This is a genomic window from Rhizobium sp. Root1204 (assembly GCF_001424965.1).
Classification (GTDB): Bacteria; Pseudomonadota; Alphaproteobacteria; order Rhizobiales; family Rhizobiaceae; genus Pararhizobium.
The window spans coordinates 83,820-109,175 of sequence record NZ_LMCZ01000002.1 but is presented as its reverse complement, the minus strand read 5'-3'; the positions used below and the strand labels follow the sequence as shown (position 1 = coordinate 109,175).

Annotated in this window: 23 protein-coding genes and 2 pseudogenes; 11 read left to right on the top strand and 14 right to left on the bottom strand. The window is 59.1% G+C overall.

From position 1 onward, the window contains the following. Positions 1 to 37: 37 nt before the first annotated feature. From ASC96_RS03995 to ASC96_RS31490, 4 genes and pseudogenes are all read right to left on the bottom strand, one after another. A complete protein-coding gene (locus ASC96_RS03995; protein WP_082511928.1) occupies positions 38 to 541 on the bottom strand; it encodes a cytochrome b/b6 domain-containing protein in 504 nt (167 codons plus the stop codon). Between the two features lie 84 nt (positions 542 to 625). Next, positions 626 to 1,051, bottom strand: a complete 426-nt coding sequence (locus tag ASC96_RS03990) for a plastocyanin/azurin family copper-binding protein (protein ID WP_060501811.1) — start codon at positions 1,049 to 1,051, stop codon at positions 626 to 628. Positions 1,052 to 1,379: 328 nt separating this feature from the next. After that, positions 1,380 to 1,934 carry an AraC family transcriptional regulator gene (locus ASC96_RS33665; RefSeq protein WP_060501628.1) on the bottom strand — a complete coding sequence of 185 codons (555 nt, stop codon included), beginning with the start codon at positions 1,932 to 1,934 and terminating at the stop codon, positions 1,380 to 1,382. Positions 1,935 to 2,130: 196 nt separating this feature from the next. Next, positions 2,131 to 2,828: pseudogene (locus tag ASC96_RS31490) on the bottom strand (sulfatase-like hydrolase/transferase); the annotation flags it as partial. Between the two features lie 459 nt (positions 2,829 to 3,287). Here ASC96_RS31490 and ASC96_RS03975 point away from each other — a divergent pair. Then, on the top strand, positions 3,288 to 4,994 hold the full coding sequence (locus ASC96_RS03975; protein WP_060501622.1) for an adenylate/guanylate cyclase domain-containing protein: 1,707 nt from the start codon (positions 3,288 to 3,290) through the stop codon (positions 4,992 to 4,994). A gap of 457 nt (positions 4,995 to 5,451) precedes the next feature. Here ASC96_RS03975 and ASC96_RS03970 read toward each other — a convergent pair whose 3' ends face one another. After that, positions 5,452 to 6,540: a GSU2403 family nucleotidyltransferase fold protein gene (locus tag ASC96_RS03970; protein ID WP_060501810.1), complete on the bottom strand. Its 1,089-nt coding sequence runs from the start codon at positions 6,538 to 6,540 to the stop codon at positions 5,452 to 5,454. A 594-nt stretch (positions 6,541 to 7,134) separates the two neighbouring features. Between ASC96_RS03970 and ASC96_RS34225 the strand changes: the two genes are divergently transcribed. The 4 genes and pseudogenes from ASC96_RS34225 to ASC96_RS03960 all read left to right on the top strand — a co-directional run bounded on the left by ASC96_RS34225 (position 7,135) and on the right by ASC96_RS03960 (position 9,189). Continuing rightward, complete coding sequence (locus tag ASC96_RS34225) at positions 7,135 to 7,440, top strand: Fic family protein (protein WP_280140004.1); 306 nt, start codon at positions 7,135 to 7,137, stop codon at positions 7,438 to 7,440. Further along, complete coding sequence (locus tag ASC96_RS34355) at positions 7,428 to 7,685, top strand: Fic family protein (protein WP_348270791.1); 258 nt, start codon at positions 7,428 to 7,430, stop codon at positions 7,683 to 7,685. Before ASC96_RS34225 ends, ASC96_RS34355 begins: the two co-directional genes overlap by 13 nt. A 7-nt stretch (positions 7,686 to 7,692) precedes the next feature. Continuing rightward, positions 7,693 to 7,908 (top strand): DUF977 family protein, encoded by a 216-nt coding sequence (locus ASC96_RS33655; RefSeq protein WP_244481842.1) that lies wholly within the window; start codon positions 7,693 to 7,695, stop codon positions 7,906 to 7,908. A gap of 243 nt (positions 7,909 to 8,151) precedes the next feature. Then, a pseudogene (locus tag ASC96_RS03960) lies at positions 8,152 to 9,189 on the top strand (IS110 family transposase). A 466-nt stretch (positions 9,190 to 9,655) separates the two neighbouring features. On the opposite strand, the gene ASC96_RS03955 reads toward ASC96_RS03960, so the two are convergent. The 4 genes from ASC96_RS03955 to ASC96_RS03940 form a co-directional block, all read right to left on the bottom strand. Further along, a complete protein-coding gene (locus ASC96_RS03955; RefSeq protein WP_060501808.1) occupies positions 9,656 to 10,801 on the bottom strand; it encodes a fumarylacetoacetate hydrolase family protein in 1,146 nt (381 codons plus the stop codon). Between the two features lie 102 nt (positions 10,802 to 10,903). Beyond that, the gene (locus tag ASC96_RS03950; RefSeq protein ID WP_060501621.1) at positions 10,904 to 11,674 is read right to left on the bottom strand and encodes an enoyl-CoA hydratase/isomerase family protein; all 771 of its coding nucleotides are present in this window, start codon (positions 11,672 to 11,674) and stop codon (positions 10,904 to 10,906) included. Between the two features lie 9 nt (positions 11,675 to 11,683). Continuing rightward, a complete protein-coding gene (locus tag ASC96_RS03945; protein ID WP_060501619.1) occupies positions 11,684 to 12,832 on the bottom strand; it encodes a hypothetical protein in 1,149 nt (382 codons plus the stop codon). Positions 12,833 to 12,834: 2 nt separating this feature from the next. Beyond that, positions 12,835 to 14,028: a CoA transferase gene (locus ASC96_RS03940; RefSeq protein WP_060501617.1), complete on the bottom strand. Its 1,194-nt coding sequence runs from the start codon at positions 14,026 to 14,028 to the stop codon at positions 12,835 to 12,837. Between the two features lie 237 nt (positions 14,029 to 14,265). Here ASC96_RS03940 and ASC96_RS03935 point away from each other — a divergent pair, with 237 nt between their 5' ends. The 6 genes from ASC96_RS03935 (at position 14,266) to ASC96_RS03910 (ending at position 20,178) form a co-directional block, all read left to right on the top strand. Further along, positions 14,266 to 15,462 carry a substrate-binding domain-containing protein gene (locus ASC96_RS03935; protein ID WP_060501615.1) on the top strand — a complete coding sequence of 399 codons (1,197 nt, stop codon included), beginning with the start codon at positions 14,266 to 14,268 and terminating at the stop codon, positions 15,460 to 15,462. Positions 15,463 to 15,546: 84 nt separating this feature from the next. Continuing rightward, on the top strand, positions 15,547 to 16,377 hold the full coding sequence (locus ASC96_RS03930; protein WP_082511938.1) for an ATP-binding cassette domain-containing protein: 831 nt from the start codon (positions 15,547 to 15,549) through the stop codon (positions 16,375 to 16,377). After that, on the top strand, positions 16,367 to 17,128 hold the full coding sequence (locus ASC96_RS03925) for an ATP-binding cassette domain-containing protein (RefSeq protein WP_060501613.1): 762 nt from the start codon (positions 16,367 to 16,369) through the stop codon (positions 17,126 to 17,128). Before ASC96_RS03930 ends, ASC96_RS03925 begins: the two co-directional genes overlap by 11 nt. Then, positions 17,125 to 18,102, top strand: coding sequence for an ABC transporter permease (locus ASC96_RS03920; protein WP_082511927.1), 978 nt, complete (start codon positions 17,125 to 17,127; stop codon positions 18,100 to 18,102). Before ASC96_RS03925 ends, ASC96_RS03920 begins: the two co-directional genes overlap by 4 nt. Next, the gene (locus ASC96_RS03915) at positions 18,099 to 19,055 is read left to right on the top strand and encodes an ABC transporter permease (protein ID WP_060501610.1); all 957 of its coding nucleotides are present in this window, start codon (positions 18,099 to 18,101) and stop codon (positions 19,053 to 19,055) included. Before ASC96_RS03920 ends, ASC96_RS03915 begins: the two co-directional genes overlap by 4 nt. Before the next feature lie 10 nt (positions 19,056 to 19,065). Next, positions 19,066 to 20,178, top strand: a complete 1,113-nt coding sequence (locus ASC96_RS03910) for a Xaa-Pro peptidase family protein (RefSeq protein ID WP_060501608.1) — start codon at positions 19,066 to 19,068, stop codon at positions 20,176 to 20,178. 6 nt (positions 20,179 to 20,184) lie between these two features. On the opposite strand, the gene ASC96_RS03905 is transcribed toward ASC96_RS03910, so the two are convergent. From ASC96_RS03905 to ASC96_RS03885, 5 genes are all read right to left on the bottom strand, one after another. After that, positions 20,185 to 21,174: a LacI family DNA-binding transcriptional regulator gene (locus tag ASC96_RS03905; protein ID WP_112834712.1), complete on the bottom strand. Its 990-nt coding sequence runs from the start codon at positions 21,172 to 21,174 to the stop codon at positions 20,185 to 20,187. A gap of 53 nt (positions 21,175 to 21,227) precedes the next feature. Beyond that, positions 21,228 to 22,319, bottom strand: coding sequence for a lactonase family protein (locus ASC96_RS03900; RefSeq protein ID WP_060501604.1), 1,092 nt, complete (start codon positions 22,317 to 22,319; stop codon positions 21,228 to 21,230). A 57-nt stretch (positions 22,320 to 22,376) separates the two neighbouring features. Continuing rightward, the gene (locus ASC96_RS03895; protein ID WP_060501603.1) at positions 22,377 to 23,174 is read right to left on the bottom strand and encodes an SDR family oxidoreductase; all 798 of its coding nucleotides are present in this window, start codon (positions 23,172 to 23,174) and stop codon (positions 22,377 to 22,379) included. After that, positions 23,174 to 24,352: an aldose 1-epimerase family protein gene (locus tag ASC96_RS03890; protein WP_060501801.1), complete on the bottom strand. Its 1,179-nt coding sequence runs from the start codon at positions 24,350 to 24,352 to the stop codon at positions 23,174 to 23,176. The genes ASC96_RS03895 and ASC96_RS03890 overlap by 1 nt, the downstream gene beginning before the upstream one ends. A gap of 78 nt (positions 24,353 to 24,430) precedes the next feature. Then, complete coding sequence (locus tag ASC96_RS03885) at positions 24,431 to 25,345, bottom strand: sugar phosphate isomerase/epimerase (protein ID WP_060501601.1); 915 nt, start codon at positions 25,343 to 25,345, stop codon at positions 24,431 to 24,433. Between the last annotated feature and the right edge of the window lie 11 nt (positions 25,346 to 25,356).

The window sequence follows — 25,356 nt, the reverse complement described above, 5'->3', positions numbered from 1 at the left end:
AGCCGTAGGTCTGCCAGATGGGGTACGAAAACAGCAGTCAGCCCGATGTCATGCGGCGGACGACGTTGGTCTTCCAATAGAACTGGTGAGCCAGTGCTCCGACCACGTGACCGGCGATCAGGGCCCAAAACACGACCTTTAAAATGTCGGCATGGATGTCGCCGGCGGTCCCGTAGCCGAAATAGTAGGCAGCCATCCCTGTCAAAGGCATCGCAACAAGAAGGATATACAGAAGCATGTGTGTCGCCTTGGCTACGAGACTGAAGAACGTGGGCTCTCGAGGAGGAGACGCTGGCACGCCTCGGGTAGCCCGAAGAGCAAGCCGGAAGATAACCAGAAGAAGGATCGCCATCCCGACATAGGCATGGATATTCGCACTGGCCACCTGATCGGTTGTGGCCGAACCCGTCCGCTTGACGCTTCGGTTCCACTCTTCCATGCCGTCGGGAAGAAGGAGGTTGAAGAAAACTAGTCCTGCCGTCAGCCAGTGAAGAACACGCTGCGACAAGGAAAACGAGCCTGGAGTTGGCATTGGCGGCATCGACCTTGAAATGTGACGTTGCCGATCCCGGAAACAGCAGGGTGCCCGCCCCCGAGATCGATAGGCTATTTCTCGCGGTGAGCGTTATTTCGTGACAGTCAGCATCGCGTGCATGCCCGCCGCGTAGTGGCCTTTGATATTGCACAACAGGATGTATGAGCCCGGTGTGAGCTCGGTTTTCAACTCGCCGTCGTTGCCGGGTTTCAGTTCGGCCACTTCGCCGAGGCTCTTCAGCTTCTTTTCGTTGATACGGTGTTTTGTTGTATCGACGACGATCGACTGGTCGGCTGACTTCAGTTTGACCAGAACCATTTCGTGCTCTTCGGTCACAGCATCATTGTGAACCATGAACGTCGTCTCACCTGCTTTGATTGTCGACTGGTCTGTTCTCAGTGTCATGGACCCGCCGCCCTCGCCGCTCTCGATGACTTTAATGATGCTCCCGGCGAGGGCGGGAGTGCTAATGCAAACAATGGCTACAGCGGCGAGCAAGTTCCGGATGCATGTCATGTAAAAAATCACCTTTTCGCGATTGAGGTGCCTATCCGTTAGACGGTCAAACTGACGGTAACCTGAATGTTGCCGGTCCCATTCAAAACTCTGGCTCACGCTGTCCGACCAAACGCTCGGCAGTATAGCGTCGCTGAAACTAAGGCCGCTCTGCTGGATTACCCGACGTGAAGAGGCCGCGAAACTGACGTCAGCTTTTGGGCAGGCACGATAACAGCCACTATGACCGATATAAGGGCGCAATTCGGCCACGGAGCTTAACCTTTGGACAGAACGGTAGCCCATTGGAGGACCTGGACCACCTTCCTTTAATTTGACGAGTGCGGGATTAGTTGCGAACTTGTTTCCGCCACTCGATTGGAGCTACACCTACAATTGAAGCGAATACCCTTGCAAAATGTTGGGTGCTGCTAAATCCGCATACCGCAGCAATATGCGAAATAGGCATTGAGCTGTAGCGCATCATAGCCTTGGCCTGCTCGATGCGGTGAAGGCGCATCCACGAATCGGGGCTCCTGCCCGTCGATCGCCTGAAGGCCCCGGCAAACCGACTTGCCGTCATGTTCATCTCGGATGCCAGAACCGACAATGAACTATCCGTGTGGTACTGGCTGTGCATCAGGTCAATTGCCCAGTTGACCTGCTTCGCGGATAACCCATGCCCGCCTCCTGATGGAGCACGCATGCCGCCGAAAACGTGAGCGAAGTAAGCAGTGCTGGCCAGGAGCACGCGCTCGGCATATATCGAGTCCACCTCGTCGGGCCGATCGAGAGCCGGGAGAAGGGAATGGGCAAGGCTCCAGATCGTGTCGTCCAGACGTCCCTGGTTTTCGCAGACAAGCGTTTCGACACGTCGAACGCCTTGCTCCTCGGGCGACCTCATTCAGAGCGGATTGCGGGACTGTGAAGATGATTGTGTCGAAGGCGCTGAGCAGGTTTGCCTTGGGCCGCTGCCAATGATCGACAACGGAGACCGTTCTTTCGGGAAACGATCCCTGATGAACATGATGGAGGAGCAACCTCAGGCGACGGTATCCGCGATCGAAACCTTTCTCGGCGACGGCAAGAAGAGGGAGATCGAAGGTGAAGAAGGGTTTTCCGGCCTTCGATTGCCGTTGGATGAAATCTATCGCGGCGGCAGTGGCCTCATCGTCGATGGTTTCCATGCGCTTCTTGTTCAGAGCACCGGTGTCTTCGATCTTGCCGTCAGCCGATGCCTTGAGCACACCGCGCGGGGCGTTGGTGCGGACAAACTCCGCGTCGTCCTTAGGGTAGTATGGACGCTCCGGTTCTTCCTCGGCATTGAGGTGATAGAGATTTCCGTAAAATTCGTCGAAGCCGTGATTGGTCGGCAGGAACTCATCACGGTCGCCAAGATGGTTTTTGCCGAACTGTCCCGTGGCATACCCCAAGGGTTTAAATGCCTGAGCGATCGTTATGTCGCGCGCCTGGAGGCCGACGGTCGCACCAGGTATCCCGACCTTGCACATACCGGTGCGCAAGCAAACCTGACCCGTTATGAAGGTGGAACGTCCCGCCGTGCAGAAATTCTCGGCATAGTAATCTGTAAAGATCATGCCTTCCTTCGCCATGCGATCAATATTGGGGGTCTAATAGCAAGTATACCCATGGAATAGGCACTGATATTCGTCTGCCCGATGTCATCGCCAAACATCACGAGGATATTTGGCTGGTCGGCGGGAGTTGCCGCACCGTCCTGGGCCGAAGTTTTCAGTGGGCTGAGGAACGTCGCAGCAGCAAGTGTAGCTGCTAGCATCGCGGTTCGCACGGCAACGCCGGGAGAGGACCATTGTCCACTCGCGCTTATGAGACTTTGCAAACGTTTCATTCTACTTCTCCAATCAAATTGGCCACCCTTCGAAACCGGCTCCGGAAGAGATCAATTCGTACAATAATCGTTGGAAATTTTCGAAATGCGCGGTCGCAATAATTTGCGATAGTCAGGATAGATCACTTTCGCTACCTCCTACCTTCCTGAATTCTTTTGTTAGTGGCGAAGATTGTACCGAGAGCACTGCAAGTTCCAGGGCATCCTCTATGTCCACCCAAGATACCGGACTGTGTTTCTCGATCTTCGTGTGTCCGAACAGAATCTGGATCACACGAAGATTGCCCGTCGCGAGGTGGAGGTCGCTTGGGCATTCCACTTAGCACTGGTTGACTTACCCGAGGTTGAATAATAATTTTCTAATTCAGTCGTTAGGCTTATCCTCATATGACGGACCGATCTCTTCATCGTCGCCTTGCCGCCATCGTCGTGATCGATGTGGTGGGATATGCGCGTCTAATGGAGGCAGATGAGTTCACAACGCTGGCGAATCTCAAGGAACTCCGTTCCGGCGTTATCGAGCCGGCTGTGAAGCGCCACAACGGTCGTATCTTCAAGGTCGTGGGCGACGGATTTCTAGTCGAATTCGGCAGCGCGGTGGACGCGGTCGTAGCATCGTTGGAAATGCAACGGGCCATCAGCGCTGTTGAAACTTCCGGAGACCGGCGCCTGCTTTTGCGGGTCGGCGTCAATCTGGGAGATGTCATTGACGACGGTTTGGACGTCCTCGGCGACGGCGTCAATGTCGCGGCGCGCCTCGAAACTCAGGCCGCACCGGGCGGCATCTGCATTTCAGACAAAGTTCACAGCGAGATCGTCGGCAAGATCGGCGACCGGTTCTTCGATGCAGGCGAACGCTACCTGAAGAACCTCACGCGCCCGGTCCACGTGTGGCATTGGCCGGATGCACTGCAGAGCACATTGCCGCTGCCCGAATGTCCCTCGATCGCTGTGTTGCCGTTCACGAATATGAGCGGGGATGAAGCGGATGCCCCTTTTGTCGACGGCTTGACCGAGGACCTAATCACAGACCTTTCCCGCACGGCTGGCCTCTTTGTCATCGCGCGCAATTCCGTGTCCGGCTACAAGGACAAGCCGCTCGACATACGGCTGGTCGCCCAGGAACTCGGTGTCCGCTATGTCCTCGAGGGAAGCGCCAGACGCGCAACGGGCCGGGTCCGCATCAATGCCCAATTGATCGACGCGCTTGGCGGCCAGCACTTGTGGGCCGACCGGTTCGACAGGACGGTGGAAGATGTTTTCGAACTGCAAGACGAAGTTAACGCCAAGATTGTTGAAGCCCTCGTCGGCCGGCTGATCGTCCCGACGCATCGCAATCGGCCGAAGAACATCGAGGCTTACGATCTGTGTGTGCGTGCTCGTCTCCTGACAGAAGAGTCGCCGCAAACCGGCCGTGAGGCCTACATCTTGCTCCAACGCGCGGTTCAGCTCGAGCCATCATATGCCGAGGCACTCGGTCTGCTCGCCTATAACCGTTGGCTCGCCTGGACTCATTTCGGAGAGCCCGAAGATCCCCATCGTCGGATGGCGGTGACGTTCGCGCAGAAGTCGGTCGGGCTGGATCCAAACGATGCCGGCTGCCGTTACGTCCTGGGCACCATTTTGGCTTATGAGCGGCGATGGGGGGAATCGGAAGCCGCCTTCGCCAAGTCCCTGGAACTAGATCCCAACCACGCCGATACCTGGGCGGCCATGTCGGACATGTCCGTGCTGGATGGCAGGGTTGCCGACGGACTGGCGCAGATCGAAAAAGCTCTACGGCTCAATCCCTATCCAGCCTGCTGGTATCTTTGTCATCTTGGGCAGGCGCAATACGCCGCAGGTGACTATAAGGCGGCAACCGAGACCCTCCGCAGGGAAGACACGTATCGTACCAACTCACGCAAATTCCTGGCCGCTGCGCTTGCGCAGGGAGGGCACCGTGAGGAGGCACGGCGAGAGGCGGAATTGTTTCTGATCGCTCACCCTCATTTCACGATCGGCCATTGGCTCAGCTCCCAGCCGCTGCGTGATGCATCTGTACGGGACCACTTTGTCGACGGCTTCCGAAAGGCTGGCCTTCCGGAGATGTGACAGCGGGCGGAGACAATCCCGACGCGTTCGAGGACTTGATCGAGAGACATGCGCTACACGTGAACGGCGGTGCGGATCGCAGTGCGACAAAACGCGTCATTCAGCCGGAGTCTCGCATGACTTTCCGCTGCACGGCCACGCATCATGGTAGTGCTGAACCCTTCATCAGAAGAAAGACCATGTTTTGTGAAACATTCAAGCAGCTTCGATGAGACAAAGCGGCAACGTCGCTTACTTCCGCTATCGGCGGCACAAACATGCCATTTCCGTGATACCAAATAATGTCTGCTTTCGGGCGGGTGCAAAGTCTCCTGTTACGGCCGGAATGAGGGCGCGAATCTGCCATGGCTTTGCTCATCTCAGCTCTTGAATGGAATCGAACTCTCGGCACCCTGTTTGTCTTCGCGAGTTTGATTCAAATCAGCTACTTGGCTTTCGAAGCGGAGGCAGCCTATACTCAAAACGGGAGCTCAATGGCTTCGCGGTTTTTCTTTGCTCCCTCGACCAGGACCGTCTTGAACCGCTCGGCATCTTGTACCGGCAGCATTCCTGCCCCGGTTCGAACGGCTTCCTGCCAAGCAGGCCCGCGCTCCCACGCTTCGTTGTAGACGAGTGCCAAGTCGGCAGACCGCCTCGTCAGCTGCAGGGCTTCAAAGAGCAGCGCAGCTTGACGAACGTCCTTCTCTCGCTTCGCTGGCCCCTGCCCGTCAGTGTGCCGACGGCTGGCGACTATGAGCTTGTGGATCGCATAGCGGGACGGATCAGGGACGACGACTGGGACACCACTTCGGTGGAGCAGCATTGTCCTGACGGGCTCCCTGATGAGGAAATCGAGAAAGCGTAGGGGATCCGCGCTGGCGCCGCCGAGGGCGGGCATCTTCGCCGGCTGGTCGATGTAGTCGTCCGAACCACGGTACGACGTCAGGAATTCAACCCTGTAGCCGTCGGCATTCTGAAACGCCGACGAAGTTGCGGAGCCAGATCGATGTGGAACTGGCCGGAAGCTGGCGTCGACGCTCTGCAGCAGCTCAACAATCGAAGGCAGGCTGTCTTCTACCTCCCGACTGATGGCATAGTCCTGGGCAATGTCCGCATCGCCGGTCAAGATTGCAGCCATGGGAAGGCGGACGCCCAGCAGTCCTGAATAGCACTGAAAGGCCACCGTGCCGATAAGAACGCCCCGGAGCCGGAAAAGACCGCCGTCGGCAAGAGCCTCAACGATGTCGCCCGACATGGCATCGGAAGCGACCATCCCGCCTTCGCGGGTCAGCGTGTTGACCATGCGCCTGCGGGCGCGTAGATCGTCCTTGTCCCGCTTATGATCAGCTACGCGCTGCGCAATATCCGGATCGTCAGCAGGACCGACGTAACGGCGTTTCGTACCACCATGTCCATCCGGGATGTCGAAGTACCAGTACTTGCGCCCCTTGATGTTCGCCGGAGTAAACCGACCCTCCGAGGGAAAATCAGCAGTCCAAGCGGCGTCGAGCGAGCGCTGGCCTAGCTCGGCCAGCATCGTCTGATACATGAGGTCGATTGACTTCATAAGCTCGACTCCGGCGTTATACTGTTTTTGAAAAACAGTATAACCATCGAGACGGTAATCAGCAAGATGGAATGCTGGCTCTATCGCCTTGACCGGAGTCGAACCTACGACCGCGCTATTGTTTCGCGTCGATCTCATCCGGACTTTCCGGAACGTCAGAGACTTAGAAATCACAGTCCTCGATCTCGTTCGCGAATGCCTCGCCAACCACATGAGGAGACCGTCTCGAGTTTTTGAAATCTTTCCTCGCAAATCTTCTCGCTGGTGGAAATTGGATGGAAACGGATGAATAAATGGCGCAAAACAGCGCTTCAGGAATTGGATGGGAATGGATGAAAGAATCGAATTTCTAAACACGGAGGCCATCCGGATCACGCCCGAAATCCTGTCGCTGATCGCCGAAATTGACGAATTCAAAGGTGCCTGGCGAGCGATCGGCCGGATCGCGCCTGAGCGGTTGTCCAGCCTGAAGCGTGTCGCCACGATCGAAAGCATCGGTTCCTCCACCGAGAGGTCGAAAAGCTGCTGGCAAACATTCGCCCGGGGTCGTTTACAACACGCGACGAGCAAGAGGTCGCCGGCTATACGGAGGTGATGGAGACCATCTTCAGTGCTTACGAAGCTATCTCGTTCACCGAGAATCATATCCGTCAGCTTCACCGCGACCTTCTTGCGCATTCGATAAGGGATGAGAGGCATCGCGGCGCCTACAAAACCCTCTCCAACAACGTGGAAGCGTTTAACGAGCACGGCGATAGCCTCGGCATCGGTTTCGAAACGGCATCGCCGTTCGATACGCCGCGTCGAATGGAAGAACTGATCGCCTGGCTGGATGAGCAGGGCGTGAAAAACGGCTCCATCGACTTTTGGTCGTCGCCATCTTCGTTGTGTTTTTCCTAGAAATCCACCCATTTCAGGATGGTAATGGCCGCCTATCACGTATTCTAACTACCTTGCTGCTCCTGCGGGCCGGTTATGCTTACGTCCCTTATAGCTCGCTCGAAAGCATCATCGAACAAAGCAAGGAGAGTTATTACATCTCGCTTCGCCGTACGCAGGGAACGATCCGCAGCGACGAGCCTGATTGGAATCCCTGGATCGAATTCTTTTTTAAGAGCCCTGCATCGGCAGAAGGCCCGGCTTGAGAAGAAAATGGAGCGCGAGCGTATTATCCTCGCCGACATGCCGGAATTATCCGCCGCATTGCTCGAGTTGGCGCGCGAGCACGGGCGGATCACGGTCGCGGAGGCTGCCCGGGTCACCCATGCAAGCCGTCATACTATCAAGGATCATTTTAAGGCACTCGTGGATCAAGGGCACCTCGTTCTGCACGGTGCCGGTCGCGGTGCCTGGTACGGTCTCTCCTGATGAACGGGTGTCAGGCCCATCTGAATAGGTATGCTCTTGAGATCCCATCAGGGGTGAGTAGCGGCCTGCACCGTGGCAGAGTGAGGTCGCTAGAAAACTCTCTGGAGGCCAATCACGCCGATAACAGCAGATCAAACTCAAGCGCAGACCACTACCCCCGTCGATCTTGGCGCAATATTCGTTTCGTTGGAATTGAGTGAATCGACGTGGCTGGTGACAGCTCTGTCACCTGGCAGCGAAAGAATGTCCCGCCACTCCTTTACCGGAAGGGAGATTGCCGGCTTGTTCGCATGCTTTGCAGCGCTTCGTCAGAAAGCCACTCGGCGAAAGAACATACTTTACCCACTGGTAGTGATCCAGGAGGCCGGGCTGGATGCCTTCTGGCTGGGACGAGTGCTCTGCAAGGAAGCTTGGATCGAGAGCCACATTGTAGAAGCCGCATCAATTGCCATGCCGCGCCGGCATCGCCGGGCGAAGACCGACCGCATCGACGGCGAAACGCTGATCGGCGCATTGATGGCATGCAAACGTGGCGAGCCTCGCGCGTGCTCAATGGTCAAACTTCTCTCACCCGAGGAAGACGACAATCGACGGATTAGACGGGAGCGAAAAACTCTGATTGCGGAACGTGTCTTCCACATCAACCGCATAAAGGGGCTGCTCTTCACGCAAGGAATTCGGAATTACCAACCTGTCAATCGAGATCGCCGCCAACGTCTGGAAGAACTTCGGACTGGCGTTGGTCGGCCACTCTCAAAGCATTTGAAAGGGGAAATCTGCAGAGAACTCGATCGCCTCGAATTGTTGCTCACACAATCAAGGCTGTTGAAGCCGAGCGAGATGCCTTGATCGTTCAGGAGACGCCGGAAACGCCGAAAGAGGCGACCGCGCTTTTAGGCATCAAAGGAATAAGCCCAGAGTTCGCTGCGATACTTTACACGGAAGGCTTGTTCCGACACTTCGACAATCGGCGGCAAATCGCATCCTATGCCGGCCTTGCGCCCTCCCCTTGACAAAGCGGCAACGTCAATTGCGAACAAGGGGTCTGGAAAGCGGGAAATCCGCGATTGCGGGCAACGATGGTCCAACCTCGCCTGGCTATGGCTGCGCCACCAACCGAGATCGACTTTAACGCTATGGTTGAAGGAACGCATCGCGCGGAACGCCGGCCGCTTAAAGACGCCGATGATCGTTGCGCTCGCGCGTAAACTGCTCGTGGCCCTTTGGAAGTATGTGAGCTCGGGCGGCGTCATCGAAGGTGCAATCATGAAAACCGCCTGAAAGACAAACTGCTGCGAAACACAGTTTCTAATCCCCAGGGCCTGATCAGCCCTGACGGATTCAGGTGAACGGACCGGGAATCCTTTTGGCTTTCAACGCCGACCTTGAGTTTGGTCCCGTTCTCATGAGCCCGTGCCGGTCGAAAGCGGGATAATGGTGCAGCCGCGTGAGAGCGGCGACCGGATGTGAGGTTGTATAGGCCCGAGAACCGGGCCGGTAATTGCTATGGGCTCAGACCTTGGATCCGCCTACAAAGGAGAAATTCGATGCCACTTGAATGAACAATTGACAAAAATCCTGGTGTGAAGGGATACGAACTCACGACCCCTGCTTCCGGGTAAAGCGTTAACATCGTTAAACGGTCGACATAACAGAATTATGGAACTCGACTGGGTATTCGCGCCCGAATACTTCACTGCGGCAGAGCTACCCCCGCTCATTTCCAACCGTCGCTGCATCGGAAAATTTAAATCAACCGACGAACCGCCAAGTTTCGCATCAGATGTGATGCTCCAAAAACCCACGGCGGGCATTCGGTGGAAAGTTTGACCTGATTGACGAGAGCACCTAACTGGCTGTTCGAGATCGTCACCACGTCGCCCACGTTATGCGTAAACCCCTGCCCAAGAGCATTGCGGTCTTCAACCGGGGCGAAAAGCGTGCCCAGGAAAAGCACGAAGCCATCCGGATATTGATGATGCCGGCCACGCGTCTGCGCCACCAGATCGAGAGGATCGCGGCTGATTTCCTTCATCGAGCTCTTGCCACGCAGCACGAACCCATCCTCGCCCTCGACGACGAGGTCGAGTTCTGCATTGCGAACGTCATTGATCGAATACGTGTCGTCGAACAGACGTATGAAGGGGCCGATCGAGCAGGACGCATTGTTGTCCTTGGCTTTGCCCAGTAGAAGCGCAGAGCGTCCTTCCACGTCGCGAAGATTAACATCGTTGCCGAGCGTCGCGCCCTTTACCTGGCCTTGGCTGTCAACCGCAAGTACGATCTCCGGCTCGGGATTGTTCCATTTAGAAATAGGGTGAAGCCCGACTGCAGCACCGACTCCGACCGACGACATCACCTGCGACTTGGTGAAGACCTCAGCGTCCGGGCCGATACCGACTTCAAGGTACTGCGACCACAATCCTTCCTCGATCAGGGCTGCCTTGACCTTCTGGGCAGCTTCGGAACCCGCTTTCAGGTCGCGAAGGCTCGCACCAATGATCTGCGAGACCTTTCCCCGGATTTCCGCAGCCCGCTGCGGACTTCCAGCGGCGCGCTCTTCGATCACGCGCTCGATCATCGACCGGGCGAAAGTAACGCCACAAGCCTTGATCGCCTGAAGATCGATGGGAGCAAGAAGATGCGATTGGGAAAGGTCTGCTTCGCGGATGGCCAGCATCTCTTCGAGCGAACCGATATCCGCACCTTGCATGCCGCGTACAAAGAATGCGGGATTTTCACGCTCGAGCAGATCACGCATCGTCGCGTTTTCCTGGGAGGTAATGTCATAGACACGGCCATCGCGGATCGTAACTACGACCGGGCCCTTTGCCTCCGCAGACCATACGCGTCCGACGAAAGTCCCCGTCTCAAAACTCGAAATTCCGCTCATCTTCATCAATTCTCCCTGAAAGCCGGTATCAATATCTTGTCTTGGGTCATGTCTTCGCGGTCGAGCGTACCAACAGGTCGATCCTCGCGGTCATGCTCACGCTTAACGTCGAAGGAAGACTGGTGGACGCTTTTCCTTGAAGGCCTGGCGACCCTCCCTCGCATCCGCGGTCGCAAAGCATATCGTCTGGAGATCCCGTTCGTATTCGACGGCCTTGTCATGCGGCATCGAGACGGCGGCTTTAAGATTGAGCTTGGCTGTTTCCGCTGCGATAGGCGCCCGGGCGGCAATCGTCTCGGCGATGGCACGGGCGCGCGGCAGAAGCTCCTCAATCCCCACGACTTCGCTGACGAGGCCCCACTGCAGCGCCTTTTCGGCAGAGATCGGATCCCCGGTCATGATCATCATCGCGGCATTTGACATGCCGATAGAGTGGGCGAGCCCCGCCGCCATGCCGCCGCCGCCGATCCAGCCGAGCTTGATCTCCGGGGCCGCGAACTGCGCGTTTTCAGAGGCGAGGCGGATATCGCAGGCCATGGCCGTTTCAAGGCCTCCGCCAAATGCGTAGCCGTTCACGGCGGCGATCGTCGGCTTCAGCAAGGCATGAAAAGCGTCGCAATAGTCCGGCCGATTGCGAAATTGCCACGGCGTCTCATAGGTATCGAGTTCGCGGATATCGGAGCCGGCGCAAAACGCGCGCTCCCCTGCTCCCGTCAGAATGACGCAGCGGATCGTGTCGCTGTCGTTACATTCCTTGACTGCCGCGACGATGGCATCCGCCATCTCCGGCGTCACAGCATTAAGCTTGGCCGGGCGGTTCAAGGTGATCGTCGCGATCGCGCCATCCACCTCGAATGTGATCTCTTCCGTCATGATCTTCTCCTATCGCTCTTCGCCGGCCCGACGGTGGGCCTGATAGAGGTCCTGCAGGCGGTTCAGCACGCTGGACGCATCGGCCCGGGTTTCGAACGCCTCGCGTAAAAGCGCCGACGCCTTGCTTTGAAAGGCGATGTAGCCATCATGGCGCGGCCGCACATACGCCTGCTCCAGGGTGACGGCGGTGTTTTCGTAAAAGCTGCCCCAGCGGGCATTCACGCCGACATCGTGCCACGCTTCGCGGCGTGACGGCTGCCCCTCATGAGCGGGAATGAACCCGATCTGCGCTTCTCGGCCCATCAGCCAGAGCAGATGCGCCTTCAGTTCCGGCGTCGGCTCGCAACGCCTGGAGATGCCGATGCCGGTTCCGCCGAGCGTCGAGCCCGGACGGCCGCCTGCGATGCGGCGCGGCGCATTTGCAAACGTGATGGCCTGTCCTTCCACCGGCGCCGCATAATTCACGTACCCGTAGACGAGCGGGCAAAGAACGACATCGCTCTCCTGCGCCATATGCCCGAGAATACCGATCGGATTTTTGGCAAGGACCGAGCGAGGGCTATGGGACGCAAGCTCGGCCATGAGCGCATAGACAGCCCGGCCCGTGTCTGCGGAAACCAGCACGTCCGGATCGGCCTCGGCCGGTGGCTCGCCGAAAGCGGCGGCGATCGACAGGAAGCTCAGCGCCGCATGCGGCCCGGCCAGCGACAGCGCCACCTTGCCGGTCTGGCGCGAAAGATCGAGTACGGCATCCCAGGTTTCCGGTGCGCCACCCTCAACATGATCGGCGCGCAGCGCCATAACCTGGGTCGCGGCATCGAGCGGAAGCGCCCAATGTTGTCCGGCGTACCGATAGCTCGACAGCGACGGCCCGATGCTGTCGACACTGAGCGTCTGCAAGACATCCTCGCCGAAAACGCTTTCGAGCGAGCGCAGGCAATCGCCGCCGACGGCTTCGCCGACATGCGGATGGTCGAGCACGACGAGGTCGTAGCGGGCACAAAGATCGGCGATCGGATGGGATTCGAAACCTTCGAGCGGCTGCTTGTCCCACTGGATATCCAGACCGGCGGCGATCACATCCTCGCGCCTTGCAGCGGCGGCAAGCGCGGTGTAGCCGCGCGGGTGGTCCCAGGTCAGTGCCTTGATCGTCGTCATGATCAGAGACTTCCCTTGGCGATGGCGCCGGCTGCGATCAGCGATGAAATCGTCGCTTCGTCGTAACCGGCCTCCCGCAACACCTCTTCCGTGTGCTGGCCAGTGACAGGCGCACCGCGCTCGACGGTGGAAGGCGTCTTTGAGAACTTGATCGGGAAACCGGGCGTCTTCACCTTGCCTTCCGTCGGATGCTCGTATTCGACGAAGGTGCCGTTGTGTCTCACCTGCTCGTCTTCAACGAGGTCGGCGTAACCATAGACCGGGCCGCACCAGATATCGGCTGCCCGCAGCAATTCCAGCCATTCGGCCGATGTCTTGACCTTCAGCCTGTCGCGGGTCTTGGCGAAGATTTCATCGCGCCGCTTCCAGGTATCGATCTCGTCGTCCATCGTCAGGAAGCTGTCTTCGCCGATAACCTCGCCGAGCGTCTTCAGCTTCGGGAACGCGACGGTGATGAAGCCGTCGCTGGTCGCGAATGCCCCGTAAGGCGCGCGGATGTAGACATGGGCATGCGGCTCGGCAGAGCGCTGCTGCAGCTTCTTGCCGACCGTGAAGACCGAGAGTTCCTGCATCTGGATCGTGGTGATCGCATCCAGCATGTTGACCTGCACGAGCTGTCCTTCGCCGGTACGCTCACGGTGGAACAGGGCGGCAAGCGCGCCTTCGAAGGCGGTGTATGCCGTGATGGCATCAACCAGGTACTGGCCCGCAGCCGTTGGCGCCTCACCCTCGCGTCCCGCCGACAGCATCGCGCCGGACAGGCCCTGCAGCACGAGATCCTGTCCCGGACGGTTTACATACGGACCATCCTCGCCGTAACCGGACATGGACACGTAGATCAGACGCGGGTTGATCTTTGAGAGGCTTTCGTAATCGACGCCAAGACGCTTTGCGACGCCGGGACGGTAATTCTGCAGGAAGACGTCGGCCGATTTCACCAGATCGAGCAGGACTTGCTTGCCGCCCTCGGATTTCAGATCGACGGCAAGGGAGCGCTTGTTCCGGTTCAGCGAGAGGAAGGAGACGTTCACGCGATTGCCTGTTGCACCGCCGGCCGCGACATGGCGCTGCCATTCTCCGGTTGTCGGCTCGACCTTAATCACGTCTGCGCCGAGATCCCCGAGCCTTTGGGCTGCAAAGGGGCCGGCCATGGCAATTGAGCAGTCCAACACCCTGATACCCGACAAGATACCCATAGAAATCGCCCTTCGAATGTCCGTTCACGTTGGCCGCGAACATATCGACAAAATTCGATTTGTCCAGAGTGAGCGCTAACCATTCTGTTGCTGCATTGCGGCACCATGAAGCCTTTTGGCGTGATTCACGTGATTTATGGGTTAGCGCTAACTTTTACGTTGACCATCGCGATCCTGATGAATAAGAAATTCACTGGTAAACCAGAGCGGCACGGGAGGCCGCGGAGGAGAAAATCCATGAACAGACTTGAATCCGGCCCCGGCCTGACCCTGCTTGCGGCTGCCCTGCTTTCATCTACCGCGTTTCCGGCCTATGCAGACGCCCGTTCCGACGCGATGCAGGCGCTGCCGGAGAATGCGCGCGCCCTTTATACGGAAGCCGTCGATGTCGGCCCCGCGCAGTTTGCCGACTTCAAGGCGCCGGCCAAGCCATGGCGCTGGTGCCATTCGGAATCCTACATGGGCAATCCGTGGCGCGTGACCTTCAACGACGAACTCGCCCGTCTCGTCAACGACGCCAAGGAAGCCGGCGACGTCTCGGAATTCATCGTTTCAGACTCCAACGGCGATACCACGCAACAGATCTCGCAGATCCGCTCGTTTATCGAAACGGGTTGCTCGGTCATCACGACCATCGCGGGCTCCTCGACAGCGCTCAATACCGTCATCGAGGATGCCTACAAGGCCGGCATTCCGGTCATCACGTCAGCCGGCGCGGTCACGACCCCGACCGCCATCAACGTGATGCATAACCAGAACCTTTGGGGATACCAGATGGGCAAGGGCATCGCGCAGGCACTGCCCAACGGCGGCACCATCCTGCAGGTCGAAGGCATCTCCGGCCATCCGCTGGTCCAGCAGGAAAATGCCGGACTGGAGAAGGCCGTTGCCGAAAGCGGCAACCTGACGGTCGCCCGCAAGGTCAGCGGCGAATGGACGGGCACCACGACGAAATCGGCTGTTCTGCAGGCGCTCGCCACGACGCCGCAGCAGATCGATGCCGTATGGTCAACCGGCTCGGAAGCCCGCTTCATTGCCGAAGCGTTCCAGCAGGCTGGCAGGCCTCTGCCGCTGATCGCAGCCTCCATCTCCGGCGATGCGCTGGGCTACTGGCACGAGAACCAGGAGGCGTTCAAGTTCTACGGCGGCGAAGTTTCGCCTCACGTCGCCGCACAGAATGCCTTCCGTGTCGCTCTTCGCGTCGTCAGCGGCCAGAAGCCGATCGTCAACACAATCATCGCTCCGATGCCGACCATTACGCAGGCCGATCTGCCGACATGGTACAAGGACTGCATGAAGCCGGACTCCGCCGCGATCTTCCCGATCCCGCCGCAGGATCCGTTCCAGGAAGACCTGTTGAACGCCTACTTCACCAACGGCGAAGCAACTCCGCTTTATGACTTCTCCAAGGTTCCGGCGTCCTGCACCAAGTAACCCGAACGGAAACGACCGCTGCCGATCTTCGGCAGCGGCTCATCGATCGATGCGCCCGCCAGAAGGCTGACATGAATGCATGAGATGACAAAGACGCAGGGTGAAAAGACGGCTGGCCCGTCGCGCATCCATCGCGTCGTGATAGACAACAGTGGCGCATTTCCTCCGCTGCGGACAGAACCGGTCGGACTGAAGACCGTTGGCCTGACCAAGCGATACGGCGAAACACTGGCTCTCAGCGATGCCTCCGTCGATTTCCGTCCGGGAATTCACACCATTCTCGGCGAAAACGGCTCCGGCAAGAGCACTATGCTGAAAATCCTGTCCGGCGTGGTCACGCAGACCGAGGGTAGCGTGTTGCTGAACGATCGCCCGGTCACGCCCCACAGCCCGCGCGACATGCACGATCTCGGTCTTTCCACAGTGTTCCAGGAGGTGCTGATCGCACCGCACCGCACCGTGCTGGAAAACATCTTTCTCGGCTATGATGGCCCTCTGATCTGGCGCATTCCGAAGGCGAAGCGCGCGGCCCTTGCCGAAGCCCTGCTGGCGCAGATTTCACGTTTCCCCATCCCGCTTTACGCAGCCGCTGGTGAGTTGCCGCTCGCGAGCCAGCAGCTCGTCGTGCTGGCGCGTGCGTTTTTGCGCCTGCCGTCGATCCTGCTGCTCGATGAAGCAACGGCGGCGCTCGACTACGCCGACCGAGATCTCGTCTTCGATGCCATCGAGGATTATGCCGGCGCCGGCAACATCGTCATCTTCATTTCCCATCGCCTCGAAGAGGTCCGCCGCCTGTCGAACCGCGTCACGGTCCTTCGCAGCGGAAAGGTTATCGAGACGCTCGAACGTGACGACATCACTGCTCCGCGCCTCCTCAAACTCATGGCTCCGGAGGCCGCACTGCATGTCGGATGAGAACATCGTTCTGCGCTACGACAATCTTGTGCTCTCGGCCGGCAGAAAGCCGCTATCCGGCGTTATCCGCGCAGGCGAGATCGCCGGCGTTGCAGGCCTCGAAGGCCATGGTCAGGAACAGTTCCTGCTGGCTTTGGCAGGTCTCGGCCGCTCACGCGATGGCTCTGTCACCGTCGAAGGCGGCACGGCAGGTTCAGCCAGGTACAAAGACCATTACGAGGCTGCGCGCAACGGCGTTGTCTACCTGCCGCGCGACCGGCGGGCCACCGGCATCTTTCCGGTGCTATCCGTCCTCGACAATTTCGCGATCCCGTCCATGCCGCGGTTCTCGTTTGCGGGCATTCTCGATCGCAAACGCCTGAAACAGGAGCTTTCGTCTTACACCGACTTCCTGTCGATCCGTTACCCCTCGGCAGATGCTTCGATCTCGGCGCTGAGCGGCGGCAACCAGCAGAAGGTCTTGCTTGCCCGGCTGCTTGCCCTGAAACCCCGCGTGATGCTGCTCAACGACCCCACCCGAGGGGTTGATCTCAACACGCGCCTCAAGTTTTACGAAGCATTTCGCAAGCTGGTTGCGGAAAACGGTATCGCGCTCGTCATCCTGTCGAGCGAGATCGAGGAAATCCTCCAGCTCTGCCACACCGTTTCGATCTTTCGGGATTTCCAGTGCAGCAGCGTTCTCGATCGCACATCAATGACGATGGACCGCGTGATGGCAGCCATGTTCGGGCAGGAAGGAGGCCATCCATGAGTACCGCCCCCAAGACCTCAAGCAAACCTGCTTTCTGGGCGAGAAACGAAACGCGGCTTGCGGCGATCCTGTTCGTCGTCCTCATCGTGATCAACGTCGTTCTCAATCCGGTGCGCTTTTCGCCAGGCAACTGGCTGACGGTCCTCGGGCTTGCGGCGCCTTTGCTCTTGGCGACGCTGGCGACCACCTTGCCATTTCTGGCCGGGCGCGGTTCGATCGATGTTTCTGTCGGCCCCTTGATGGGGCTCATCAACGTGATCATCATCAAGGTTTTGATGGGCGATGCCGGCATTTCTTCGCCGTGGGTCATCATCCCTGCCGCCTTGCTGCTGGGGATTACGTCGGGCGTGATCAACGGATTTCTCGCGGCCGTCCTGCGCATCCAGCCGATCGTCGCGACGCTGGCGACCTATCTGATCTACAGTGGTCTTGCCCTGTCGATCCTGCCCTCGCCTTCCGGCAGCGTGCCCTCGTGGCTCGCGGATTTTGCAGGGCCGCTGTCCTTTATTCCCGTCAGCCTGATCATCGTCGCCTGGCTCCTGTTCAAGCGGCTGCCGCTCTATGACCTTTTGATGGCCGTGGGCAGTGACGACCGCACCGCCTATACGGCCGGCGTCAATGTGCCGGCCGTGCGTTTCCTCTCATATGTCTTCGGCGGCCTGATCGCCGGCATGGCGGCCTTGGCGCTGACGGCACTGATCGGTTCGGGAGATCCCAATATCGGGCCGGGCTATACGCTTATCGCCGTTGCGGCTGCGGCTCTGGGTGGCGTCAGCCTTGCCGGCGGCATCGGTGGACTAGCGGCGGCGTTTATCGGCGCAGCGGATATCTTCCTGCTGCAGAACATGCTGACATCGTTCAACGTCTCCACGTTCGTGCTGCAGGCAGCCTACGGCATCGTGCTCGTGCTGGCCGTCTGCCTGAACTCCGAAAAACTTAAGGCACGGTTCCAAATCTGGATGGAAAGCCGATGAAAACCTCCCTGACATCGAATCGCGCCCTGATCGCCTTCCTTGGCGTGGTGCTGGTTTTTCTGCTCGGCACGCTGATCATTCCCGGTTTCGGCAGCGTGTTTTCCGTCCGTGCCATGCTTATTTTGGCGTCGTTGCTCGCTATTGCCGCTCTCGGCCAAACACTGGTCATGATCCTTGGCGGTATCGACCTGTCGATCCCCTTCGTCATCGGCTTTGCCAATGTCGTTTTCGCCAGCCTTTACGGCAGCGGCACGCCGGCTCTCGTAGCGTTGCTGATCGTGATCGTGCTTGCCGCCTGCATCGGCGCCATCTCCGGCGGTCTGTCGGCCGCCTTGTCAATCCATCCGTTGATCGTCACGCTCGGTGTCGGCACCTTGGTTCAGGCCGGCGTGCAGATGTGGACGCGCGGCTTGCCGACCGGGTCGGCTCCGCCCTTCGTCAACGAGTTCGTGTCACTAGGCGGCACGATCGGGCCATTGCCTTTCCCCTGGCTCATCCCGTTCACGCTGATGCTGACGCTCGGCTGCTCTTTCGTGCTGCAGCGAACGGTGTATGGCCGTCGCCTCTATGCTCTGGGCTCCAATCTGAAGGCGGCCGAACTCGCTCTTGTACGGCCCGTCTCCATGTGGATGACGACTTTCGCTCTCAGTGCGGTGTTTGCGGCATTCGCCGGGATTCTACTTCTCGGTTTCACCGGCTCCTCCAGCGCCACCGTCGGCACGCCTTATCTCTTCCAAACGGTCTCGGCTGTCGTAATTGGCGGCACGGCGCTGATTGGCGGACGCGGCGGTTTCCCCGGCACAGTTGCGGGCGCCATCGTGCTGGTGGAATTGCGCACGCTGCTGATTGGCCTCGGCCTTTCCGAAGCCCTCGTCCAGTCGGCGCTTGGTCTTCTGATCCTGGCTCTTGTCGCTGCCTATGGCCGCGATCAGCATATTCGCAACCTAATCTGAGGAGGTATCAATGGAGGAACGGCTCGCTAAGACCATCGCTGCCATCAAGGAATCGGGAGCCGACTGGGGCCTCTTCACCAGCCCGGATGGTATCGCCTATGCACTGGGCCATGTCTGCGGCATCGAGGCGGGGCCTTCCCCCTTTGCAGGTGGCCCCAGCCTCGGCATTGTCGGCACGAGCGGCGAAACCGCCCTGCTCATCACCAACCTTGAGATGGAGACGGCAAGCTGGGCAGATACCATCGTCACCTACACAGGCTTCTCCTACCAGGAGCCGACCGACATCTTCGAGAACTACCTGACGGAAACGAAAGCGCTCCTCGCCCGTTTCGGCGTCGGTGGGCGCATTGCCGTCGAACGACACGCTTTACCCGCGTCGATCGCCAGCCTGCTTGACGGGAGCGTCGCGCTTCCAATCGAACCGGCATTTCGCCGGCAACGGGCCATCAAGACAGCAACCGAAATCGGCCTGTTGCGCGAAGCGGCCCTGACAGCATCCGCCGGACAGAAGGCATTTCTGGCCAGCACCCGTGCCGGCATGCGCGAGCTTGAGGTTTTTGCGGCGATCCGGCTGGCGATGGAAACCCGTGCAGGCGTGCGCCTACCGATGACCGGCGATCTGATCTCCGGGCGGGAGCGCACCTCCCGGTTCATGGGCTGGCCCGACAACCGCATCATCGAGACTGGCGACCCACTGATCTGCGATCTTGCGCCGCGTGTGGCGGGCTATTGGGGCGATAGTTGCGCCTCCGCCATGATCGGGCAAGCTTCGGAAGGTTTCCAAAAGCTTTTTTCGAGCGCACGCTCGGCGCTTGACCTTGCAATCGAGACGATCCGGCCCGGCCTGGTCATCGGCGACCTCGACGCGGCGCTTCAAGCCGTCATTAACAGCAATGGTTACAGCTATGCGCATCATTCCGGCCATTCGATCGGCACCGGTGTCCACGAATGGCCGCGCATCGTCGTTTACGAGCGGGAGACGCTGAAGGAGGACATGGTGATCATGGTTGAACCTACCGCTCTCGACCCGGATGTCGGCGGCGTAAGGCTGGAATATATGCTTCAGGTAACCGCGACCGGCTGCGAAATCCTAACGGATTTCGAGCATCGGCCGGACTTTTAAGCCTGATCAGCCACTATCGCGGATCATCAGCTTGAAGCCCATGTCGATCAGCGTCTCATCGGATTCGATGCCACGCATGCCTTCAAGCAGCAGGCGCCCGGCTTCACGGCCGATTTCGGCCGAGGGTACCGCCACCGTTGTCAGGGACGGGATCAGGTGGCGCGCAAGTTCGAAATCGCCGAAGCCGGTGATTGCCAGCCGTTCCGGGACTTTCAGCCCGATGCGGATGCTTTCCTGCAATGCGCCCGAAGCGATGATGTCGGACGAAAACATGACCGCATCCGCCTCCGGATACCGGGCAAGGGCCTTGCGCAGAACATCGGCACCCGACGCCATGGTCAGCGGAAGTTCCCGCGAAATGACGATGCGTGGCGTCTTGCCGGGGAAAAGCTCCTGCATGGCCTCGGAGAAACCATCCCGACGTTCTGCGGCACGACTATCCCCTTTTCGCAGGACGCCGGCGAAAACAATGTTGGTTCTGCCGGAGCGTGCAAGATGGCGGGCCATCTCGGCTATTGCCGCCGCATTGGAGAAGCCGACGAGCCGGTCTATCGGCTTGTCCGTCATATCCCAGCCTTCGACCACAGGAATGCCGGCACGCTTCAAAAGCGCGATGCTCGTGCGCGTGTGATGCGCCCCGATCAGAAACACGCCATCCGGCCGCCGGCCGAGCAGGCTGCGGATAACCTCCTCTTCCCGATCCGACTGGTAGTCGGTATTTCCAAGGAAGATCTGGTAACCTTCCCGATGAAGCACATCGGAGAAATGCTGGATGGTCTCGGCGAAAACCGAAGCCGAAAGCGTCGGGATAACGGCGGCGACCGTATTGCTCTTGTGCGACGCCAGATGGCTTGCCGCGAGATTGTGGACGTAGTGCGTCTTGCGGATCGCATCATCGATTGTCTTGCGGTTTTCAGGCGTCACCGTATCGGGAAAACGCAGCGCCCGCGATACGGTCTGCATGGAGACACCGGCCGCAGCGGCGACATCCGCCATCGTCACCCCGCCACCCTTGCGACGGCCTTTTCGCGGAGGGTGTTTCTCTGATGTCACAGGATGAAGGGCCTCACGCAGACAGGGGTGCCGATTTCGATGCGCTTGCCGCTGTCGGTGAGAATGCCCGTTTCTTCATTGCGCCTGAAGATGGCAATCGCATCGCCATTCTGGTTTGCGACCATTAGGTGTCGGCCACTCGGAGACAGCGCGAAATTTCGCGGCGTCGCGCCGCCGGATGGGACGATCTCCTGAAGGGTCAGCATGCCAGTCTCCTGATCCACGATAAAGCAGGCGATGCTATCGTCACCTCTGTTGGAACAGTAGAGAAAACGGCCATCGGGGGATAGATGGATATCCGCGGTGTGGGATTCGACGCCGGGCAGGACGGTCGGCAGGGTCTGCTCAACCGTCAACACGCCCGGTTTCCTCGATATGAAGGAGACGCTCGAACCAAGCTCGTTCGAGACATAAACAAAGCGCCCGTCTGCATGCTGCGCTACGTGCCGAGGGCCGGCGCCGGCGGGAAGTGCGACATCCGAGACGAACGACAGGACGCCATCTTCTTCCAGCCTGTATTCCGCGACACGGTCCAGACCAAGGTCAGCGATGAGAAAGCTGCCGCCTTCCGCAGTCTCCGTGACCATATGCGCATGTGGACGCTCCTGCCGGTCCACAACCGGGCCAAGTTCGCCATCTAGCCGCAGCGATGAGACGGCAGGGCCCAGACCACCATCGGCGAGGATCGGAAACACGGCGACCGATTTGTCCGGGCCGCCCGAGCCCATGGCGTAATTGGCGACAAGCACGAAGCGCCGGTCGCGCGTCACCATATTGTGGGCGGCAATGCTGCCGAGCGTCGGCTGCTTGTCGAGATAGGCGAGCGTGTTCGTCTCGCGAGAGAAGAGGAAGGCACTCACCGTGCCTTCGTGCCAGCCGAAAACTTCGGAATTGGCGTAGACCACACCGGACGCTGAATCAACCGCGAGGAATGTCGGGTTATCGACGCTGTTCGTGGTGACGAGCCTTTCGTATTCCAGGGTTGTTTCGTCAAACGCGAGTATGGTCAGCCCTTCGCCGCGCGCTCCCTGAAAATACGGTGCTTCCCTGTTGAGCGAACCGACGGCGAGATAGACCTGCTGAGCCACCCGGAGCTCCCCTGTTGGCGAATGAGACGGACGAATGGCACATTCTCGGCGATGGCGCTAGTTCATCACCCAGCCGCCGTCGACATTGAGTGTCTGGCCGGTGATGAACCCGGCCGCATCGGATGCCAGAAACATCAGCACATTAGCGATGTCGGCGGCGCTGCCGCGGCGCTTGACCGCCTGATGATCGAGCACGAAGCGGGTGTATCCTTCGGGATCGGGGTGGATCTTTTCCGCATCCGTCGGGAATGCGCCGGGAGCGACGGCGTTGACGGTGATACCATAAACGCCGAACTCGCGTGCCCAGGCGCGGGCGAGACCGATGAGCGCCCCTTTAGACTGGACATAGGGCGAAAGGTTTGCCCAGCCGCCAAAGGCGGTGACGCTGGCGATGTTGATGATGCGCCCCCAGCCTTTTTGACGCATATGCGGCAAGGCGACCTGCACGCAGACGATCCCTGCATCGACATTGATGCGCTGGACACGCTGCATTTCCTCGATCGAATAGTCTTCGAACGGTTTTGACGGGTAGATCGCAGCATTGTTAATAACGACGTCGAAGCCCCCGACTTGCCGCGCGAGCTCTTCCAGCGAACTGCGCAGCGTGGCAAGATCCGACAGATCAAGCGCCTCCAGAACAAGCCCGTTCAAGCCCTGCGTAATGGCCGCTGCTTCGAGCGTGGCATTCTTTGCCGGGTCGTTATCGATGGCCACGACCCGGGCGCCAGCCCTCAGAAACGCGAGCGTCGTCTCGACACCGAGACCGCCTGCGGCACCGGTATAGAGAATGACTTTGCCGGCAACGGACATCGCGGATTTTCCTTCTTCTGCAACGGCAGTTATCTGGACGTTCATCAGCGGCCCCCAAGGGCAACGTGATTGCCGGACGGGGCCGGATACTCTTCGCCCGGCTGCCGCGCGATCGCCGTGATTCGTGCTTCGCTGGCCGCGATGGCGGCGGCATCGCCGAGAATACGCAATGTGGTGTCGTAGCGGCGCTCCTCCCCGTGCTCCAGCCAGATCAGTTCGCCGCGATCGCGCGCCGCGCCGTGACCAAGCACATGGTTGGTCGAGGGCTCGATGCCGAGCGCATATTGCCCGGCCTGCAGGTTCTGCCACTCGTACATGCAGGGAAACTGGTCCTTGCGCGTCACGACTTCAAAACCGAGGCCCAGGCGGTCGTTGACGAGCGCGACCGGAACTTCGCCATTCGCGTCTGCCGCCATCTCGTGTTGCCAGACCTGCTCGTGAAAGCCGAGTTGTGGCGCGGGCATGGTGCGGTAGCCGACATTCTGCTTCCGGTAATCGTTGCCTGCATGGGCGGCCCAGACGACGTCCCGGAGCGGTGCAAGATACCGCGACCCTTCGCTCAAAACCGGATGCCCGACATTGATGTGATAGCAATACATATGCGGCGTGCGGTAAAAACCGCGATTGACGACCCTGTCCGAGAGACGGATGTCATTGGTGCCGACCTTGATCTCGATGCGGCGTTTCAATTCCAGGTGTTCGCCGAAAACCGCGCCCTGCGTGACGGTGCCTTCGCACCACAGATAACACTCGTCACCGTCCCACCGCTCCCCGTAACCATCGAGCTTGCCCGGAATGGTGCCGATACGGCCGTGGATCGAGTGACTGACAGTCTGCTTCGGCTTGTAGTTATAGTGATCGGCGGGTTCGTCATACATGAAAAGGATATGGTCGAGGCCGCAGGTGATCATCAGGCCGGAGAAGGATCGCATCCAGCCGAGACCGCCCTCGCTTTCATATTCATGCAGACCCGGATGGCGGAAACCGGAGGGGGAATGCCAGCCGATCGCCATGCCGCGATAGTCGCAATCCGCGATATCGAGCGCGCGATCCACCAGCACCGTAAAACGCAGGCCCGTGCCACTCCTGAACTCGAGCAGGCGAATGCCTCGCTCCAGCCCGTCGCCAAGCGTCATCAGCCGGACGCCGGCAAATTGCGAAAACGATCCTGCACTGGCGGCGAGGTCGCGCCGCGACTTCGCTTCCCCGTAAAGTTCAACCATCGTCATGTTCCTTCTCACCTGCCGGAAGCAGGCCATGCTGTCTAAGGAGCGGCCGAGGCGAGCCCGGCCGCGATGTCGTCAAAGGCCTTGCGCCCGCAGCTTTCCGTCAAGGAACTTCTTGGCGCGCGGCACATCGCTTTCATCCAGATGTTCGATGATCATCGGAATGTTCGGATGCTTCTGCGCCAGACGCTTGAGGTAGAGATCGTAATTCAGCGATCCGAGACCGGGAGCCGGCAGTTCGATTTCGCCGACGCCACGGAACGTGTGGCTTTCGAGCGCATCCGCATCGCCGATGTCGGCATGTTTTTCCGACTTGTCGTCGCCGGACCGCTTCACATCCTTGGCATGGCCGATCTTGATCTTGTCGGACAGCGTGTCAAACACTTGGTTCAGGATCTGATCCATACGGTCGATGTTGTGGGTCTCGAAGTAATTGGTCGGGTCCATCAGCAGGCCGAGGCCCGGATGATCGACCTGCGCGAACATCTTCACCGTTTCCTCGACGGAACCGACGACGTTGTTGACGTAGGTTTCGAGCAGGAAGACCGCGCCGTGATCATAGGCATATTGCGAGAGATCGGCGATGACCTTGCGGCACTCCTCAAAACCTTCCTCGGTCTTGTTCTTGGGGTGATGCACCCAGTCCGATTCCGTGTTGTAGGTGCCGGTTTCCGAGATCACATAGGGCGTGCCGAGATACTGGGCGTGCTTGATGATTTCCTTGAGATAACCGACGCGGCGATCGCGCTCCGCCTTATCCGGGTGGATGATGTTGGTGTAGCCGGAAATGCAGGAAATCGGCAGATTGCGATCGCGAAAGGTCTCGCGGATCTTTACGCACTTGTCCTTGGTGATCTGGCCCGCCGAGAGATCGATGTCCTTGAAGTGCATATCGAGCTGCACCGTGTTGAAACCAAGCGCGCGGATCTTCTGCGCCGTTTCCTCAAGGGCGTACGGGAAATAGCCCGTGAAAATACCGGTTTGCATCATGATGAGAATCC